This window comes from Streptomyces sp. NPDC001502, from assembly GCF_042894785.1.
In the GTDB taxonomy this organism is placed as follows: domain Bacteria; phylum Actinomycetota; class Actinomycetes; order Streptomycetales; family Streptomycetaceae; genus Streptomyces; species Streptomyces kutzneri.
This window is the reverse complement of the sequence record NZ_JBIAVW010000012.1, coordinates 1-17,900: the sequence shown is the minus strand read 5'-3', so window position 1 is coordinate 17,900 and position 17,900 is coordinate 1. Positions and strand designations below refer to the sequence as shown.

17 protein-coding genes are annotated in these 17,900 nt (G+C 73.3%); 7 read left to right on the top strand and 10 right to left on the bottom strand.

Annotated elements, in window-relative coordinates:
- Positions 1-263 precede the first annotated feature (263 nt).
- On the top strand, positions 264-641 hold the full coding sequence (locus ACFY0D_RS21925) for a DUF1844 domain-containing protein (RefSeq protein WP_030723460.1): 378 nt from the start codon (positions 264-266) through the stop codon (positions 639-641).
- Positions 642-737: 96 nt separating this feature from the next.
- Here ACFY0D_RS21925 and ACFY0D_RS21920 read toward each other — a convergent pair whose 3' ends face one another.
- Genes ACFY0D_RS21920 through ACFY0D_RS21910 form a run of 3 tightly spaced genes read right to left on the bottom strand, consistent with a single transcriptional unit; the run spans position 738 to position 3,505 of the window.
- Positions 738-1,478 (bottom strand): SseB family protein, encoded by a 741-nt coding sequence (locus ACFY0D_RS21920; protein WP_390799785.1) that lies wholly within the window; start codon positions 1,476-1,478, stop codon positions 738-740.
- A gap of 21 nt (positions 1,479-1,499) precedes the next feature.
- Entirely contained in the window at positions 1,500-2,705 is a 1,206-nt protein-coding gene (mycP, locus tag ACFY0D_RS21915) for a type VII secretion-associated serine protease mycosin (RefSeq protein ID WP_390799784.1), read from the bottom strand.
- Positions 2,702-3,505: a hypothetical protein gene (locus ACFY0D_RS21910; protein ID WP_390799783.1), complete on the bottom strand. Its 804-nt coding sequence runs from the start codon at positions 3,503-3,505 to the stop codon at positions 2,702-2,704. The genes mycP and ACFY0D_RS21910 overlap by 4 nt, the downstream gene beginning before the upstream one ends.
- 276 nt (positions 3,506-3,781) lie before the next feature.
- Here ACFY0D_RS21910 and ACFY0D_RS21905 point away from each other — a divergent pair, with 276 nt between their 5' ends.
- A complete protein-coding gene (locus ACFY0D_RS21905; protein WP_390799782.1) occupies positions 3,782-4,984 on the top strand; it encodes an amino acid deaminase/aldolase in 1,203 nt (400 codons plus the stop codon).
- Here the strand turns inward: ACFY0D_RS21905 and ACFY0D_RS21900 are convergent.
- The 5 genes from ACFY0D_RS21900 to ACFY0D_RS21880 all read right to left on the bottom strand — a co-directional run bounded on the left by ACFY0D_RS21900 (position 4,935) and on the right by ACFY0D_RS21880 (position 10,677).
- On the bottom strand, positions 4,935-5,627 hold the full coding sequence (locus tag ACFY0D_RS21900; protein WP_390799781.1) for a GNAT family N-acetyltransferase: 693 nt from the start codon (positions 5,625-5,627) through the stop codon (positions 4,935-4,937). The genes ACFY0D_RS21905 and ACFY0D_RS21900 overlap by 50 nt on opposite strands.
- A gap of 96 nt (positions 5,628-5,723) precedes the next feature.
- Complete coding sequence (locus tag ACFY0D_RS21895) at positions 5,724-7,001, bottom strand: haloacid dehalogenase-like hydrolase (RefSeq protein WP_390799780.1); 1,278 nt, start codon at positions 6,999-7,001, stop codon at positions 5,724-5,726.
- Positions 7,002-7,119: 118 nt separating this feature from the next.
- On the bottom strand, positions 7,120-7,905 hold the full coding sequence (locus ACFY0D_RS21890; RefSeq protein WP_390799779.1) for a 3-oxoacyl-ACP reductase: 786 nt from the start codon (positions 7,903-7,905) through the stop codon (positions 7,120-7,122).
- A gap of 5 nt (positions 7,906-7,910) precedes the next feature.
- On the bottom strand, positions 7,911-9,275 hold the full coding sequence (locus ACFY0D_RS21885; protein ID WP_390799778.1) for an aldehyde dehydrogenase family protein: 1,365 nt from the start codon (positions 9,273-9,275) through the stop codon (positions 7,911-7,913).
- A 37-nt stretch (positions 9,276-9,312) separates the two neighbouring features.
- Entirely contained in the window at positions 9,313-10,677 is a 1,365-nt protein-coding gene (locus ACFY0D_RS21880) for a glutamine synthetase family protein (RefSeq protein ID WP_301372237.1), read from the bottom strand.
- A gap of 77 nt (positions 10,678-10,754) precedes the next feature.
- Between ACFY0D_RS21880 and ACFY0D_RS21875 the strand changes: the two genes are divergently transcribed.
- From ACFY0D_RS21875 to ACFY0D_RS21860, 4 genes are all read left to right on the top strand, one after another.
- Positions 10,755-11,501 (top strand): FadR/GntR family transcriptional regulator, encoded by a 747-nt coding sequence (locus ACFY0D_RS21875; RefSeq protein WP_390799777.1) that lies wholly within the window; start codon positions 10,755-10,757, stop codon positions 11,499-11,501.
- 122 nt (positions 11,502-11,623) lie between these two features.
- Positions 11,624-13,102, top strand: a complete 1,479-nt coding sequence (gene eat, locus ACFY0D_RS21870; RefSeq protein WP_390799776.1) for an ethanolamine permease — start codon at positions 11,624-11,626, stop codon at positions 13,100-13,102.
- A 44-nt stretch (positions 13,103-13,146) separates the two neighbouring features.
- Positions 13,147-13,854 (top strand): gamma-glutamyl-gamma-aminobutyrate hydrolase family protein, encoded by a 708-nt coding sequence (locus tag ACFY0D_RS21865; RefSeq protein WP_390799775.1) that lies wholly within the window; start codon positions 13,147-13,149, stop codon positions 13,852-13,854.
- Positions 13,855-13,972: 118 nt separating this feature from the next.
- Positions 13,973-14,767: a hypothetical protein gene (locus ACFY0D_RS21860; protein ID WP_390799774.1), complete on the top strand. Its 795-nt coding sequence runs from the start codon at positions 13,973-13,975 to the stop codon at positions 14,765-14,767.
- Positions 14,768-14,803: 36 nt separating this feature from the next.
- Here ACFY0D_RS21860 and ACFY0D_RS21855 read toward each other — a convergent pair whose 3' ends face one another.
- Both ACFY0D_RS21855 and ACFY0D_RS21850 read right to left on the bottom strand, forming a co-directional pair.
- On the bottom strand, positions 14,804-15,160 hold the full coding sequence (locus tag ACFY0D_RS21855) for a hypothetical protein (RefSeq protein ID WP_390799773.1): 357 nt from the start codon (positions 15,158-15,160) through the stop codon (positions 14,804-14,806).
- A gap of 110 nt (positions 15,161-15,270) precedes the next feature.
- A complete protein-coding gene (locus ACFY0D_RS21850) occupies positions 15,271-16,194 on the bottom strand; it encodes a LysR family transcriptional regulator (protein ID WP_390799772.1) in 924 nt (307 codons plus the stop codon).
- A gap of 70 nt (positions 16,195-16,264) precedes the next feature.
- On the opposite strand from ACFY0D_RS21850, the gene ACFY0D_RS21845 reads away from it, so the two are divergent.
- A complete protein-coding gene (locus ACFY0D_RS21845; protein WP_390799771.1) occupies positions 16,265-17,422 on the top strand; it encodes a TDT family transporter in 1,158 nt (385 codons plus the stop codon).
- Positions 17,423-17,900 lie beyond the last annotated feature (478 nt).

Below are 17,900 nucleotides of genomic sequence, written 5' to 3'. Positions count from 1 at the left end.
AAAAAGCCCCGCCGGGCACAGGCAGGGGCTCCAAAACAACCGGAACACCGCCGCGTGCGAACCGCGGGGCGTAGACTCGGGCAGCTTTCCATCGTCCGTACGGAACGATGGATGCCACCTGACCGGTGACCCGCCGCCCCGGAGGGCAGTCAGGTGGGAGAACGGAGCCTCCACTTGTGGGCCGGGCACAGAAGTGTCCGGCCGGTCGAAGTACATACTAGCACCCGCGCCACAAGCCCGCCGCACGGCATATCGTGGGGCGCATGACTGACGCGACACCCCCCACCGAACCCGCTGCCGACGGCGCCCCCGACTACGACACCATGACCCGCGACATCGCGGACGTGCCCGCCGTCGAGGTGATCACCACGGTGGCCGTGCACCTGCTGAGCGCCGCGGCGGTCAACCTGGGCCTGGACAAGCCGGACTCCGAGCACAAGGACCTCGACGAGGCCCGCAAGCTGATCACGGCCCTGGCCGGCCTGGTCACCGCGAGCGCCACCGAGATCAGCTCCTTCCACGCCGCCCCGCTGCGCGACGGCCTGAAGTCGCTCCAGCTGGCCTTCCGCGAGGCCTCGATCGTGCCGGACGAGCCGGGCCAGGGGCCGGGCGAGAAGTTCACGGGTCCCGTCTTCGGCTGAGCCCGTACCGGAAAGACACATGACGATGGCCGGTGCCACCCATGGGTGGCACCGGCCATCGTCATGTCCGGGGGCCGCGCGGCCCCCGGCTCGCGGTCAGCGGGTGAACAGGGGCTCGCCGGGCGGAGCCGGAGCGTCCGACGGGAGCAGCGCCAGGTCCAGCCCGCGGACCAGCCGGGCCCGCAGGGCGGTGTCCGCCGCAAGCGCCTCGGCGACGCGCCGGGCCGCCGCGGGCGCCTGCGCCCCCTCGGCCAGCACGATCGCCAGGGTGCCGTCGGAGTCCGCGCCGCCCGGGCCGAGGTGGGCGCGCAGGACGGCCGGCTCCGCGGACACGGCGGCCCGTACGGCCTCCCGTACGGCGGGATCGGCCAGCGGGCCCGCGTCGGTGCGGCCCTCGGCGAGCGCGAGCAGCGCGGAGCCGGTCAGCTGGTACGTGACGGGGCCGGCCAGGTCCAGGACCACGGTGTCGGCCTTCTCGTGCGCGGCGGCCGCCAGCGCCTGGTGCAGCGGGACGGCCACCGGCCGGGCCGCGGGGTCCCAGAGCGCGAGCGAGGCGATCGAGGTGAAGGCGGGCAGCGCCCGCCGGTCGCCCGCACGCAGGGTCGGGACGGCCATGTCGCTGGTCTTCTCGCGCCTCAGGCCCGTCTCCGGGTCGGTCTCCACCTCACCGAGGACGGCGACCACCGGGACCAGCAGGCGGGCGCCCTTGAGCGCGGCCAGCACCTCCGGCTCCTTCGCCCGGTCCTCGGACCAGGCGGCCAGGGCCGCGGTCAGACGGGGATCGGCGGAGCCGTCGTCGTCGGAGAATCCCGGGTCGGGAATGTTCTTGTTCGCCATGTTCGCCACAGTTACCCGACCCTACTGTGCCGCGTACGGGTCCTGGCCACGGCCCCGGGAGCCCCGGCGCGGGCGCCGCGCGAGTACGGCGGCCAGGACGAGCAGCACCGCCCCCGCGACCGCGGCCGCCGGGGCTCCCAGCCGGGCGCCCCGCTCGGGCGGGTGGACCGGCTCGGGGCCGGGGCCGAAGTACGTGCTCCCGGCCGCGGCGGGCACGGGCGCCGGAGCCTCCGGGCGCATCCCCTCGGCGGCCTGGAGGGCGGCGACCGGATCGACCAGCCCGTGACCGCGGGCGTCGTCGCGGCCGCCGGCCGGGGAGTCGGAGGCGGTGGCCTCCAGCAGCTTCTTCACCTGGGCCGGGGTCAGGTCGGGGTGCGCGGCCAGGACGAGGGCCACGGAGCCGGAGACGAAGGCCGCCGCGGCGCTGGTGCCCCAGCCCTCGTAGTACGAGCGGTCGGGATCGGCGATGACGACGTCGACGCCCGGGGCACTGACGGTGGCGTACCAGTTGCGGGTGGAGAACTTGGCCTTCCTGCCGCGGCGGTCGACGGCGGTGACGGCGATGACCCCCGGATAGGCGGCCGGGTAGGAGACGCGGTCGCCCGCCTCGCCGCCGTTGCCCGCGGAGGCCACGACGACCACGCCCTTGGCGAGGGCGTACTGGACGGCCTCGTCCTCCCCCGCCTCGTGGTGGGCGGAGTCGCTGTCGTCGCCGAGGGACAGGTTGATCACGTCGGCGCCGTGGTCCGCGGCCCAGCGGATGCCTTCGGCGAGGGACCCGCCCTTGCTGTCGCGGGCCTTGGCGCGGCCCGGGTCGCCCTCTTCGAGGATCACCCGGACGGGCAGGATCCGTGCCTGCGGGGCCATGCCGAGGACGCCCTGGCCGCGGCTGGGGCCGTGGCCGTGCCCGGCGATGATGCTCGCCATGGCGGTTCCGTGGCGGGCATAGGCGCGGTCGCCGGGGCCGGCTCCCATGCCGATGAGGTCGGTGCCGGCGAGGACCTGACCGGAGAGGTCGGGATGGGACTCGTCGACGCCGGTGTCGAGGACGGCGACGGTCACTCCGGCGCCCCGGGTGGTGCCCCAGGCCTCCTCGGCGCGCAGGGCCAGCAGACCCCACTGGCGGTCGCGGATGTTGTCGGCGGCGGCGGGGGTCGCGGTGGCGGACACGAGGAGGGTCGCGGCGAGCAGGGCGGCGGCCGCCTGCCCTGAGGCCCGGCGGATCATCGGCCGGGCTCCGGGGTGGGCGGTACGGGTGGTGCGGCGAGGAAGGCGAGGCCGTGGCCGACGCGGTCGGCGAGCGCCTGGGTCTCGTGGCCGAGACCGGCCTGGGCGGCGGCTCCCGTGGCGTCCTTCTGCATCAGGTCCGCGGCGGGGCGGGGCGCGTCCAGGGCGCGGCCGTCGGCGAAGGCGGAGACGGTGTAGACGACGACCGGCGCCTCGGTGAGTACGGAGGCGGCCCAGGCGGCGCGCTGCGCGTCGGTGAACCCGTACGCGGGCGGAGCGGGGATCCGGCCCTTGAGGGCGGTCATCGTGGGGGCGTCGGCGGGGGTGAAGACCATGCCGACGGTGATCAGCGAGCTGCGGGTGGCGTCGGTGTAGGTGGCGCGCAGCACGCGGGTGCAGCCGGTGGCGGCCAGCAGGGCCTGCCAGTCGGCGGCGAGGGCGGCCGGGCAGTCGGCGTCGGGGGCGAGCGCGATCCGGGTCCAGGTGCGGTCGGAGCCGCCGGGGCCGGCGGAGGGGCCGGTCAGGACGGGCGGGAGCAGACTGTCGACGGGGGCGGCACGCCACAGCGACCCGGCCTTGCGGTAGGCGGCGTCGGCGGGGAGGGGGCGGGCCGCGGCGCGGTGTTCGGCCCAGGTGGTGAGGGCGGCCCCGCCGACGAGGCCGCTGCCGAGGAGGACGCAGAGCGTGGCGGCGAGGACTCTTACGGGGTGGCGGCGCGCGTTCGCGTGCGGGGGCTGGGGTTGGGGCGGGGTCGGTTCGGGCTCGCCCAGGATCGCGGTCCGCGGTGTCGTCGTGGTCATCCGGCGGCTCCGCCCCCCGTTCCGTACGGCTGCCTGCCCGTACTCTACGGCGTCGCCACCACAAGGTGGATCCCGGTACCACCCCCGAACCACCCCCACCGCACCGATCCGGCCCCGCCGCACCGATCCGGCCCCGCCGGCGATTGAGGCGCGGGGCTCGGGGCGGAGCGCCGGTCCTTGAGGCATGCGGGCAGCCGGCCGCACCACCCCCGGCCCGCCGGAGCCCGAGGCGCAGGGCACTACCCACCGGTAGAGACCTCTGGCAAGCTGCCGCCCATGAACTCCCCCGCCACCGACCGCGCCCGGTACGACCGGGCGACCGCGCACCTGGACGCGCCGCTGGCCATCGTGGATCTCGACGCCTTCGACGCCAACGCCGACGATCTCGTCCGCCGCGCCGCCGGCAAGCCGGTCCGGGTCGCGAGCAAGTCGGTCCGGTGCCGCGCGCTGCTGGAACGGGTCCTCGCCCGTCCCGGGTTCGCCGGGATCATGTCGTACACCCTCGCCGAATCGCTCTGGCTGGCCCGGTCCGGGTTCGAGGACGTGCTCCTCGCCTATCCCTCGGCCGACCGGGCCGGCTTCGGCGAGCTGGCGAACGACGCCAAACTGGCCGGCGCCGTCACGGTGATGGTGGACGACCTCGCGCAGCTGGACCTGATCGACGCCGCCCGGGACGGCGGCGCCGAGGATGTCCGGGTCTGTCTGGAGCTGGACACGTCCCTCCAGCTGCTCGGCGGCCGGGTGCGGATCGGGGCCCGCCGCTCCCCGCTGCGCGAGCCCGCGCAGCTGGCCGGGCTGGCCCGGGCGGTGGCCGACCGGCCCGGGTTCCGGGTCGTGGGGCTGATGGCGTACGAGGGTCATGTCGCCGGGGTCGGGGACTCGCTGGCGGGTCGCCCGCTGCGGTCCCGGACGATCCGGCTGATGCAGGGCGCGGCCCGCAGGGAGCTGGCGGCGCGGCGGGCCGAGGTGGTGCGGGCCGTGCGGGCCGTCGTACCGGATCTGGAGTTCGTCAACGGCGGCGGTACCGGCAGCGTGCAGCAGACGGCCGCCGAGGACGCGGTGACCGAGATAGCCGCGGGTTCGGGCCTGTACATGCCCCGGCTGTTCGACAACTACACGTCGTTCAGCGGGCGTCCGGCGGCCCTGTTCGCCCAGCCCGTGGTGCGCAGGCCCGGGGTGGGTGTGGTGACGGTGCTCGGGGGCGGCTATCCGGCCTCCGGTGCGGCCGGGGCGGACCGGCTGCCGGTCCCGTACCTGCCCCAGGGGCTCCGCTACGACCCCCAGGAGGGCGCGGGCGAGGTGCAGACCCCGCTGCTCGGGAGCCCCGCCGACGATCTGCTGATCGGCGACCGGGTCTGGTTCCGGCACGCGAAGGCGGGCGAACTGTGCGAGCGGTTCGACACCTTGCACCTGATCGAGGGCGATCGGGTCACCGACAGCGTGCCGACCTACCGGGGTGAAGGGCGGACCTTCCTCTGAATACGGGCTGGATACGGGTGGCGGGCTTGTGGACGAAGCCGGTCAGCGGTGCGAGGACCTTCCAGTCGAGCGTTTCGTAGAGCGCCCGGCCCTGGACGGTCGCGCCCAGGATGCCGGTGGCCGCACCGTTCTCGACGGCCGCGCCGGTGAGTGCGCCCATCACCACCGTCCCGAGGCCGAGCCGCTGATGGGCCTCCTCGGTGATGATCTGGTCGAAGACGCACGCGGCACCGGTCAGCCCGATCTGACCGCGCGCGGCGAGCTCCCCGCCGGCGGCCAGGACGCGCACGCTGACGACGCCGTCGGCGGTCTCGGCGGTGACGGTGTAACCGTCAGGCGGGCGCACGGCGGACGGACGCAGGTCGGCGGCCATCAGGAAGCCGGGATCGGTCGGCTCCCACTCGGGCGGGAACCACGGCTCCATGACGTCGGGTGCCACAAAGGCCTTGATCCAGGTGGCCGGTTCGGTGATCGCCCCGACGAGACCGCGCGCGGTCCCGGCATCGGCGTCGAGCAGGACGTGCCGGACCGTCTGGGTGGGCAGCCCGACCTGGATGCTCAGTCCCCACGGCGCGTCCACCGGCTTCGGTGCCCGCCGCGAGACGGTCCATCCCTCGACCCACGAGCGCGCGAGCTCCCACATCCGGACACCCCTCCGAGTAATGACTGCCATCCGAATTCGGATGTTACACAAGCAGGGTGACAGCCATCGCCCGCCGAACCTCGTGGGCTCGATCGGCTAGTACACGGAGTCCGTCTGGTCGGGGACGACGCTCCGGTCGCCCCGCAGGACCGGTCCCTTGGTGCCGTCGCGGTCGACGTAGCCGGTCGTCGCGCACGGGTAGGGGTCGGTCTTGCGCTTCTTGGGTTCGATGAACATGGGATTGACGATCCAGCGGCCGTCGCTGTTGTCGTACGCCCGGCACATCAGCTCGTTCTTGTTGCGGTTCACGACGAGCCGCAGGGCGGTGGCGTCGCGCAGGAACGAGATGTCGGTGTCGGAGTCGCCGGCGGCGAACACCTGGCGGCGGGCGGCGGGCTGGACCTTCTCGGCGGCCGCGCCGCGTACGCCGAAGATCTCCTTGTTGATCCAGCAGCGCTTGCCGTCGATGTAGGTGATCATCGTGTCGGCGCCGTCCCGGACGGTTCCGCAGCCCTGCAGGTGGGTGGTGAACTTTCCGCCGTACGTGGTGGTGTTGCGGATGCCTATGACGTGGTCGGCCTTGATGCCGGCGCCCTGGGCCCAGACCTCGACCACGGGCTGCGGGGAGGCGGAGCTGATCCACACGTCGAAGCCGGCCTTCTGCAGGCCCTTGATCAGGTCCTTCTGCTGGTCGTAGTAGCGGACCCAGCCGGTGGCGGTGGTCGTGGTGCCGACCCGCTGCGTGGCGCCGACGGGCGCGGCGAGGTTCTCGGTGCGTGCGGCGGCGGCGAAGCCGCGGATCTCGCGTGCGGTCCAGCCCTGCATCAGCTGGGGGAGCCAGGCGTACGAGGGTTCGGTGGTGCGGCGGTCCCAGCCGGCGAAGGCGGGGGCGCCGGCGCGGGTCGCGGCGGTGCCGTAGACGGCGTTGATCTCGTCGGCGCAGCCGGCTCCGGCCGGGGTGCCGGTGGGCAGCGGGGCGCCGGGGCGGGCGAGGGCGCCGCAGGCGTCGGCCAGGGCCTTGGTGGCGGCGGGGGTGAGGTGGCGGCCGGTGGTGGACCAGTCGCCTGCGGCGGGCTGGCGGATCCGGCCGTTGCGCAGGAGCCAGAACATGGTGGCGTCCCCGACGTCGTTCTTGACGACGGTGTTGTCCCAGTCGAAGACGGCGACGGGCTTGGTGCGGCCGGTCCGGTACGGGTTGCAGCTGCCGTACCGGTCGACGAGCTGCTGGAGGCGGGCCTGGTTGTCCCCGTACCAGCCGGAGCCGACGGTGACCCGGGGACAGGGGGTGTGCGCGGCCTGGGCCGGCGGGGCCGCCAGGAGGCCGGATCCGGTGACCGCGGCGAGGGCGAGGGGGGCTGCCCATTTTCTCTGCATGCTGCTCCTTCGAGGCTCGGGACAGCCCTGAAGGACCGGCCGGGCACCTTTCGGTGCCCGGCCGGCCGGGGTGCGACCCCCGGCCGGCCGGGGTGCGGTGCGATGTGGTGCCGTGCGCCTACAGCGGGGTCACGTACGCGCCGGAGATACCGCCGTCGACGAGGAAGTCGGTGGCGTTGATGAAGGAGGAGTCGTCGCTGGCGAGGAAGGCGACGGCGGCGGCGATCTCGGTGGGCTCGGCGAAGCGGCCCAGCGGGATGTGGACGAGGCGGCGGGCGGCGCGCTCGGGGTCCTTGGCGAACAGTTCCTGCAGCAGGGGGGTGTTCACGGGCCCCGGGCACAGGGCGTTGACGCGGATGCCCTCGCGGGCGAACTGCACGCCGAGCTCGCGGGACATGGCCAGGACGCCGCCCTTGGAGGCGGTGTAGGAGATCTGGGAGGTGGCGGCGCCCATGATGGCGACGAAGGAGGCGGTGTTGATGATGGAGCCGCGGCCCTGGCGCTGCATGTAGGGCAGGGCGGCCTTGCAGCACAGGTAGACGGAGGTGAGGTTGACGTCCTGGACGCGCTTCCAGGCCTCCAGGCCGGTGGTCAGGATGGAGTCGTCGTCCGGGGGCGAGATGCCCGCGTTGTTGAAGGCGATGTCCACGGAGCCGTAGGTGTCGAAGGCCGTCTTGAAGAGCGCCTCGACCTCCTCGGGGCTGGTGACGTCGACCTTGACGAAGGTGCCTCCGACCTCTTCGGCCGCGGCCTTGCCGGCGCTCTCGTCGATGTCGCCGCAGACGATGTTGGCGCCTTCGGAGGCCAGGCGGCGGGCGGTGGCGAGGCCGATGCCGCTGCCGGCTCCGGTGATGACGGCGGTGCGGCCGACCAGGCGGCGGCAGACGATCTCTTCGTTGGACATGTGCTTCAGGCCTCCGTGCTGATGAAGACGTTCTTGGTCTCGGTGAAAGCGGTGAGGGCGTCGGGTCCGAGCTCGCGGCCGAGCCCGGACTGCTTGTAGCCGCCGAAGGGGGTCCAGTAGCGGACGCTGCTGTGGGAGTTGACGGACAGGTTGCCGGCGGCGACGGCGCGCGAGACGCGCAGGGCGCGCCCGATGTCGCGGGTCCAGAGGGAGCCGGAGAGGCCGTACTCGGTCGCGTTGGCCAGGCGTACGGCGTCCTCCTCGTCCTCGAAGGGCAGGACGACGGCGACCGGTCCGAAGACCTCCTCGGCGGCCACGGGCGCGGTGGGGGCGACGTCCGTGACGAGGGTGGGCGGGTACCAGAAGCCGGGGCCTTCGGGGGCGGTGCCGCGGATGGCGGTGAGGTCGTCGGTGACGAAGGACCGTACGCGGTCCAGCTGGGTCCGGGAGATCAGCGGGCCCATCTGGGTCTTCTCGTCGAGCGGGTCTCCCACGGTCACGGCCGCGATGCCGGGGGCGACGAGCTCCAGGAAGCGGTCGTAGGCGGAGCGCTGTACGAGGATGCGGGTGCGGGCGCAGCAGTCCTGGCCGGTGTTGTCGAGGAAGGCCATGGGGGCGGCGGCGGCCGCTGCTTCGAGGTCGGCGTCGGCGAAGACGATGTTGGGGCTCTTGCCGCCGAGTTCGAGGGTGACGCGCTTCACCCGGTCGGCGCACTTGGCCATGATCTGCTTGCCGACGCGGGTGGACCCGGTGAAGACGATCTTCGCGACGCCGGGGTGTTCGACGAGTGCGTCGCCGGCGACGTCCCCGCGGCCGGGGAGCACCTGGAAGAGGTGCTCGGGGATCCCGGCTTCGAGGGCGAGTTCGGCGAGGCGCAGCGCGGTCAGCGGGGTGGTCTCGGCGGGCTTGAGGATGACGGCGTTGCCGGCGGCGAGGGCCGGGGCCAGGCCCCAGGCGGCGATCGGCATGGGGAAGTTCCACGGGGCGATCACGCCGATGACGCCGAGGGGTTCGAGGAAGGTGATGTCGATGCCGCCGGCGACGGGGATCTGGCGGCCGGAGAGCCGTTCCACTCCCCCGGCGGCGAATTCGAGGAGGTCGCGTACGTTGCCCGCTTCCCAGCGGGCGTTGCCGATGGTGTGGCCGGCTTCGCGGACTTCCAGCCGGGCCAGTTCCTCGATGTGGCCGTCGACGACGGCGGCGAAGCGGCGCAGCAGCCGGGCCCGGTCGGCGGGGGCGGCCGCCGCCCAGGCGCGCTGGGCCGCGGCGGCCCGGGCGACGGCGGCGTCGACGTCGTCCCGTGTGGCGGCCGGGACGACGGCGACGGTTTCCTCGGTGGCCGGATTCAACACTTCCAGCGCGTCGGACACGTGGTGCCTCACAGTTTCGTTCGGTGGCGTGCGGTGGCTACAGGCGTTCGAAGGAGCGGCGCAGCTCCCAGTCGGTCACCGCGGAGTCGTAGGCGTCGAGTTCCACGCGGGCCATGTTCCGGTAGTGCGCGACCACTTCGGGGCCGAAGGCGGCCTTGGCGATCTCGCTGTTCTCCCAGAGCTCGGCGGCCTCGCGCAGGGTGGCGGGGACGTGTGCGTAGTCGGCGGTGTAGGCGTTCCCGCCGCAGGCCTCGGGGAGCTCCAGGCGGTTCTCGATGCCGTAGAGCCCGGCCGCGACCAGGCCGGCGACGGCGAGGTACGGGTTGACGTCGCCGCCGGGGAGGCGGTTCTCGAAGCGCATGGAGCGGCCGTGGCCGACGACCCGGAGCGCGCAGGTCCGGTTGTCCACGCCCCAGGCGACGGCGGTCGGCGCGAAGGATCCCGGCCGGAAACGCTTGTACGAGTTGATGTTCGGGGCGTAGAGAAGGGAGAAGTCGCGCAGCGCGGCCAGCTGGCCGGCCAGGAAGTGTCGCATCACCGGTGACATTCCGCCCGGGCCGTCCCCGGCCATCGCGTTGTGTCCGTCGGCGTCGGCCAGCGAGAGGTGGATGTGACAGGAGTTGCCTTCGCGCTCGTCGAACTTGGCCATGAAGGTGAGCGAGACACCTTCCTGGGAGGCGATCTCCTTGGCTCCGGTCTTGTAGACGGAGTGCTGGTCACAGGTGGTGAGCGCCTCGTCGTAGCGGAAGGCGATCTCGTGCTGGCCGAGGTTGCACTCCCCCTTGGCCGACTCGACGATCAGGCCCGCGGCCTGCATCTCGTTGCGGATCCGGCGCAGCAGCGGTTCGATGCGGCCGGTCCCGAGGACGGAGTAGTCGATGTTGTACTGGTTGGCCGGGGTCAGGCCGCGGTAGCCCGAGTTCCAGGCCTGCTCGTAGGTGTCCTGGAAGACCATGAACTCCAGCTCGGTGCCGACCATCGCGGTGTAGCCGGCCTCGGCGAGGCGCTCCAGCTGGCGGCGCAGGATCTGCCGGGGCGCGGCGACGACGGGCGAGCCGTCGTTCCAGGCGAGGTCGGCGAGCAGGAAGGCGCTGCCGGGGTTCCACGGGATGCGGCGCAGGGTGGCGAGGTCGGGGTGCATGGCGAAGTCGCCGTAGCCCCGGTCCCAGGAGGACATCTCGTAACCGTCGACGGTGTTCATGTCGGTATCGACGGCGAGGAGGTAGTTGCAGCCCTCGGTACCGTGCTCAAGGACCTCGTCGAGGAAGAACTGTGCGGCGAACCGCTTGCCCTGGAGCCGCCCCTGCATGTCGGGGAAGGCCAGGACCACTGTGTCGATCTCACCACTGGCGACGAGGGAGCGGAGCTCCTCGGGCGCGAGCGGCGGCTTGCGGTCTACCACTGGAATCTCTCCTTCGGTGAGCCGAGGAGGCCTAAGGTATTGAATAGAACCATTGCTTGGGAAGGGGAGGAGCCGAGATGACCGATACGGCGAGCGAAGGCGGCGCCACCGCACGACTGAATCCCGTGCTGCGGCAGGTGCGGGCGGGCAACGGTTTCGAGGAGGCGCTGCAGCAGATCCTCCAGGTGGTCCGGCTGGGTCTGGTGCCGGGCGGCGAACGGCTGCCGCCCGAGCGCGAACTGGCGGAGCGCATGGGGATCAGCCGGGTGACCCTGCGCGAGGTGCTGAAGGTGCTGCAGGACCAGGGGCTCGTGGAGGCCCGGCGCGGGCGGTACGGCGGAACGTTCGTGCTGCCCCGGCCCGACACTCCGGCCGGCGCCGCCGAGGAGGAGCTGCGCCGGCGCGTCGCGGGGGTGGACATCGAGGACGTCCTGCGGTTCCGCGAGGTCCTGGAGGTGGGGGCCGCCGGACTGTGCGCCTCCCAGGGGCTGACCGAGGAGGGCACCGAACGGCTGCTCGGCGCCCTGGCCGCCACCCATGACGCCCCGCTCGCCGACTATCGCCGCCAGGACACGCTCTTCCACCTCACCCTGTGCGAACTGGCCGGGTCCGCCACCCTGACGGCCCAGTACGCCGCCGTCCGGGCCACCGTGAACGACCTGCTGGACTGCATCCCGCTGCTCGTACGCAACCTGGAGCACTCCCAGCAGCAGCACAGCACGCTGGTGGAGGCGGTGCTGGAGGGCGACGCGGCCGGAGCCCGGGAGACCATGCGCGAGCACTGCTGCGGCACGGCCGCGCTGCTGCGGGGCTTCCTGACCTGAGCGGCGCCGGGGGCGGCCCGAGAGGGTTTCGTAACTTCTGTTTAACGCAGAGGTCTTGCGCACTCCGCCCCTCTAAGGCAAAGGTACGCCCCACAACCATTGCCCTGAGGCAGGAGCGCACGATGGCCGACGACATCGAGGCACGGCTCGCCGCCGTACCCGCACCCACCAAGTCCCCCGACGGCGGGGACAGCCCCGACGAATACCTCGCGCGCCGGACGCTGCGCCGCGGCAGCGCCGGCTGGCTGCTCCTCACCGGTCTCGGCGTCGCCTACGTCGTCTCCGGGGACTTCTCCGGCTGGAACGTCGGCCTCGACAAGGGCGGCTTCGGCGGCCTGGCCATCGCCACCGTCCTCATGGGCGCGATGTACGCCTGTCTGGTCTTCTCGCTCGCCGAGCTGTCCACCATCCTGCCGACCGCGGGCGGCGGCTACGGCTTCGCCCGCCGCGCGCTCGGCCCGTGGGGCGGTTTCCTCACCGGCACCGCCATCCTCATCGAGTACATCCTGGCCCCGGCCGCGATCGTCATCTTCATCGGCGACTACGTCGAATCCCTCGGCCTCTTCGGACTCACCTCCAGCTGGCCCGTCTACCTCGGCTGCTTCGTCATCTTCATCGGCGTCCACCTCTGGGGCGTCGGCGAGGCGCTCCGCTTCAGCCTCGTCGTGACCGCGATCGCCGTCGCCGCGCTGCTGATCTTCGCGGTGGGGGCCTTCACCGAGTTCGACGCGTCCGGCCTCAACAACATCCCCGTCGACGCGGACGCCTTCGGCTCGAACTCCTGGCTGCCGCTGGGCGTCCTGGGCATCTGGGCCGCGTTCCCCTTCGGCATGTGGTTCTTCCTCGGAGTGGAAGGCGTACCGCTGGCGGCCGAGGAGGCCAAGGACCCGGTCCGCTCGATGCCGAAGGCCCTCTCCATCTCCATGGGCATCCTCGCCCTGCTCGCCCTGATCACCTTCTTCGCCGCGACCGGCGCCCAGGGCGCCGACGCCGTCAAGGCCGCCGGCAACCCGCTGGTCGTGGCCCTGGAAGGGGACGGCGGCCCGACCGCGCTCAGCCGCTTCGTGAACTACGCGGGCCTGGCCGGCCTGGTGGCGTCCTTCTTCTCCCTCATCTACGCGGGCTCGCGCCAGCTCTTCGCCCTCTCCCGGGCCGGCTACCTGCCCCGCTTCCTCTCGCTCACCTCGAAGCGCAAGGCCCCGTACCTGGGCTTGATCATCCCCGGCGCGATCGGCTTCGCCCTCGCCGCGGCCACCGGCGACGGAGCCCGCATGCTCAACATCGCGGTGTTCGGCGCCACCATCTCCTACGCCCTGATGGCCCTCTCGCACATCGTGCTGCGCCGCCGGGAGCCGGACCTGGAGCGCCCGTACCGCACCCCGGGCGGGATCCTGACCTCCTCGGTCGCCTTCGCACTCGCCCTGTCGGCCCTGGTCGCCACCTTCCTGGTGGACAAGGACGCCGCATTCATCGCCCTGGCCGTGTACGCCGTCGCCCTGGCCTACTTCGCGATCTACAGTCGGCACCACCTGGTGGCCTCGGCCCCGGAGGAGGAGTTCGCGGCTCTCGCGGAAGCCGAGGCGGAACTGACCCGCGACTGAAACCCTGTTCCTGCCCTGCTCTGCCCCTGTTGGAGGTAACGAACGTGCCCAGGCCGCTCATCGGCATCACCACCTACGTCGAGGATTCCACCCGCTACGGCGTGTGGGACCTCCCGACATCCCTCGTACCGACCGGGTACTACGAACTCGTCCAGGCGGCGGGCGGCGCGGCCGTGCTGCTCCCGCCGGACGAACCCGGGTCGGCGGCGGAGGTGCTGAGCCGGGTGGACGGCCTGGTCGTCGCGGGCGGCCCGGACCTGGACCCGGTGCACTACGGAGCCGCGCGCGACTCCCGTACGGGCGCCCCCGCCACGGTCCGCGACCACTGGGAGCTGGCCCTGATCGCCGCCGCGCTGGACGCGGACCTGCCCCTGCTCGGCATCTGCCGGGGCATGCAGGCCCTCAACGTGGCCCTGGGCGGCACGCTGATCCAGCACATCGACGGCCACTTCGAGACCCCGGGGGCCACCTCCTGGCACCCGGTCCGCCCGGTCCAGGGCACCCGGTACGCGGACCTGGTGCCGGAGGAGGCGCAGGTCCCGACCTACCACCACCAGGCCGTCGACCGGCTGGGCCGCGGCCTGGTCGTCTCGGCCCACGCGGTCGACGGCACGGTGGAGGCGATCGAACTGCCCGACCCGCAGCGGTGGGTGCTGGGCGTCCAGTGGCACCCGGAGCGGGACAAGGACACGCGGGTGATGTCCGCACTGGTCGAGGCGGCCTCCGTCCGCACCGCGGTACCGGTGGGCTGACATCCCTTCCCCTCCGCCCCCGTCCCCGCGCGCCCGACCGGCACCCGGGGACGGGGGCGGCTCGCGGGACAGCCCCACCCGAATGGCCGGTCCCCCGCCGGGCGGGCAGGCTGGAAGGATGCGGACCGAAGCGAAGGGCACGACATCCGGCCCGGTCTCCAGGCTCTTGGAGAACCCGGTCATCGGAATGGCCCCGTGGATCGTCTTCTCCCTGCTGGTCGGCCCGGGCCGGTTCGAACTCGCGGTCGGACTGGCGCTGGCCACGGCCGTCGCGCTCATCGCGGCGAGCCACCTGATCAACCGCGGCAGCAGCTGGAAACTCCTGGAACTGGCCGACGTGGTGTTCTTCGCCTCGATGGCCGTCGTCGGAGCCCTGGCGAGCGAGGGGACCCTGCGCTGGCTGGAGACGTACGCGGGCGAGGTCGCGAACATCACCCTGGCCGTGATCGCCTTCGGCTCGATGGCCGTGGGGATGCCCTTCACCCTCCAGTACGCCCGTGAACAGGTCGATCCGTCGCACTGGCACGCGCCCGGCTTCATCCGCGCCAACTACGTGATCACGGGCGTGTGGGGTGCTGCCTTCGTGGTGGCGGCCCTCGCGGGCGCCTACGGGGACCTGGTCCTGCACAACCCGAACAACATCTGGACCGGCTGGATCATCCAGATCCTGGCCATCGTCGCCGCGCTGAAGTTCACCGTCTGGTACCCGGACGTGGTCCGCGCCCGCGCGCTCCGCGAGGCCACCGGCGAGGGCCCCGAACCACCCGGCCCGGCGGGACTGTTGCTGCCGCTGGCGGGCCTGCTGGTGCCGATCGGGATCGCCGTCCTCATCTTCGACAACATGTGGTGGCTGGGCGTCGCGCTGATCGTCGTGGGCTCGCTGCTGACGAAGCGGCTCAGCTCGGAGAGCTGAGCCTCCCCGCGCGGCCCCGGGCCCGGCAGCCGTTCCTCACTCGGGCCGGACGAAGACCACCGAACGCAGTTCCAGGCGCTCCGAGCCGTAGCCCGTGCGCGGCCGCAGCGCGAACTCCCGGCCCGTGCAGTCCGGCTCCGTGAACACGAGCGCCAGCTCGTCGGTCCGGTTGCGCGGCGAGTGCGCCGGGGAACTGGCCGCGGGGTCGGCCACCTCGGGCAGCGTGATGCACTCCCCGCTCGGCGGGTTCTCCAGTACGAGCCTCAGCGGCCTGCCGTCGAGACCGACGACCGTGTACTGGAACTCCCCTGTGGCGGCCGAGGCCGACGTCGGGATCGTGAGCAGCAGGGTGACGGCGCCGAAGGCGGCGACGGCGGCATGGCGAAGACGCATCTGGGTTCTCCTCGGGAGAGCGGCAAACGTGCAGGAGCCACCTTTCCCGCGTCGCGCACCTCGGTCACCGTCCGCACCGCGCCGAATCGATCCCTCCTCGCCCGAACGGACTAGATCCGGCGGTGGGTCAGGGACAGCAGGTCACGGGCCGGGCCCGCCGGGCGGGAGCCCGTCGGCCAGACCGCCCGCAGGGCCCGGTCGAGCGGCGCGCCCGACACCGGGACCTCCACCAGCCGCCGCGCGCCCAGTTCGTCCCCGACCGCCAGCTCCGACAGCACGCACGGCCCCGCACCGCTCAGCGCCGCCGCCTTCACCGCCGTGGTCGACGCCAGTTCCAGCAGCGGCGCGGCCAGCCCGCCGGCCGAGGCCAGCGCGGCGTCCAGGACCTGTCGCGTGCCGGACCCCCGCTCGCGCAGGATCAGCGGGGTCGAGGCCAGCTCCGCCGCCGCCACCCCCTTGGTGCGGCGGGCCCACGGATGCCCCGGGGCCACCGCCACCACCAGGCGGTCCTGCGCGATCACCGCCGAATCCAGTCCCTCGGGCACGGTCAGCCCCTCCACGAAGCCGAGGTCGGCCTCGTGCGCGAGGACCCGTTCTGCGACCACCGCCGAGTTCCCGGCGTGCAGGGACACCGCCGTGTCCGGGCGCTGCCCGCGCAGGGCGATCAGCCAGCCCGGCAGCAGGTATTCCGCGATGGTCATGCTGGCGGCCACCCGCAGCCGCGAGTCCCGCCGCCCGCGCAGCGCCTGCGCCCCCGCGTCGAAGGCCTCCGCCGCCTCCACCACCCGCCGGGCCCAGTCCGTGACGAGCGCGCCCTCGGCCGTCAGCGTCGACCCGCGCGGCGAGCGGTCGACCAGGGCCACCCCGAGCCGGGTCTCCATCGCCCGGATCCGGCTGCTCGCGGCGGGCTGGGTGATGCCGAGCCGCCGGGCCGCGCCGCTCAGGCTGCCGACCCGCGCGACCGCGAGCAGCAGTTCCAGCGCGCCCAGGTCAGGTACCCGGTGCGCCAGCGGAACCCACTCCTCATTACCCATAACATCAGTTTATGGCCTCATAGGGAGATGACCTCTGCCGCCCCGTCCGCCCGGGCACGAGGCTGGATCCATGGCCACCACCCTCGTGCGACCCCGCACTCACACCACTCCCGCGGTCCGGGCCCACAAGGCCCCCGCACTGCGGCACCTCGGCCCCAACTGGTACGCCTGCGTCATGGGCACGGCGATCCTCGCCAACGCCGGCGCGACCCTCCCGTACCAGCTCCCCGGCCAGCGCGTGGCCTGCCAGCTCGTCTGGGCGCTGTCCGCCGTCCTCCTCGCCGTCCTGCTCACGGCCCGCGCCGGGCACTGGCTCCACCACCGCGACCAGGCCCGCGCCCATCTCCTCGACCCGGCCGTCGCCCCCTTCTACGGCTGCCTCGCGATGGCGCTGCTGGCCGTCGGCGGCGGCACCCTCATCGTCGGCAAGGACCTCATCGGGACCGGCGCCGCCGTCGCCGTGGACGCCGTGCTCTTCACCGCCGGAACCGCGATCGGCCTGGTCATGGCCGTGGCCGTGCCCTACCTGATGGTCGTACGGCACAAGGTCGAGCCCGGGCAGGCCACCCCCGTCTGGCTGCTTCCCCTGGTCTCCCCCATGGTCTCCGCCGCCCTGGGCCCGCTGCTGATACCCCACCTGCCCGCCGGCCAGCCCCGCGAGACCCTGCTGCTCGCCTGCTACGCCATGTTCGGAATCAGCCTGCTCGCCACCCTGCTGATGCTCCCCCTGATCTTCGGCCGGCTGATCGTGGGCGGCCCCCTCCCCCTGGCTCTGACCCCGACCCTGTTCCTGGTCCTCGGCCCCCTCGGCCAGTCCACCACCGCCGTGAACCAGCTCGCCGATGTCGCCCCCCGCGCGATCGACGGCACGTACGCGGGCGCACTGGGCGCCTTCGCCGTGATCTACGGGGTCCCTGTGATGGGGTTCGCCCTGCTGTGGCTGGCCCTGGCCGCGGCCATGCTGGTCCGGGCGGCCCGGGGCGGCATGGGCTTCGCGATGACCTGGTGGGCCCTGACCTTCCCCCTGGGCACCTGTGTCACCGGCGCCACCGGCCTGGCCCACCACACCGGCCTGACCGCCTACGCCTGGCTCGCCACCGTCCTCTTCCTCGGTCTGCTGACCGCGTGGCTCCTGGCCGCCGCCCACACCCTCCGCGGCCTGCTCACCGGCCGCCTGCCGGCCGGCCAGACCCCCCGGGGCGGAACGGGCGGACTCGGGTCGGCGTAGGGGCCGGCCCCTACGCCGACAGGGATGTCTCCTCGGCTCGGCGCGCGCGAGCCGTCCCGGCGGTACCCGGCAGTCGCGCGCTCGTCCTGCGGACCGGAATCCGGGCCTGGTACGGGCCGGTCCACGGGGCCGGGCAGGGATGTCTCCTCAGCTCGGCGCGCGCGAGCCGTCTCGGCGGCACCCGGCGGTCGCTGCACGTCCTGCGGACCGGGATCCGGGCCCGGTACGGGCCGGTCCACGGGGCCGGGCAGGGATGTCTCCTCGGCTCGGCGCGTGCTCGTCCTGCGGGCCGGGATCCGGGCCCGGTGCGGGCTGGTCCGCGGGGCCGGGGAGGGGTGTCTCCTCGGCTCGGCGCGTGCGGGCATGTCTCGGCGGTACCCGGCGGTCGCGCGCTCGTCCTGCGGGGACACCCCTCCCCGTCCCCGCTCCCCACGCGTCGGGGCGGCTTCGGGGCACTGCCGGAGCCCCGCCGTGGGGC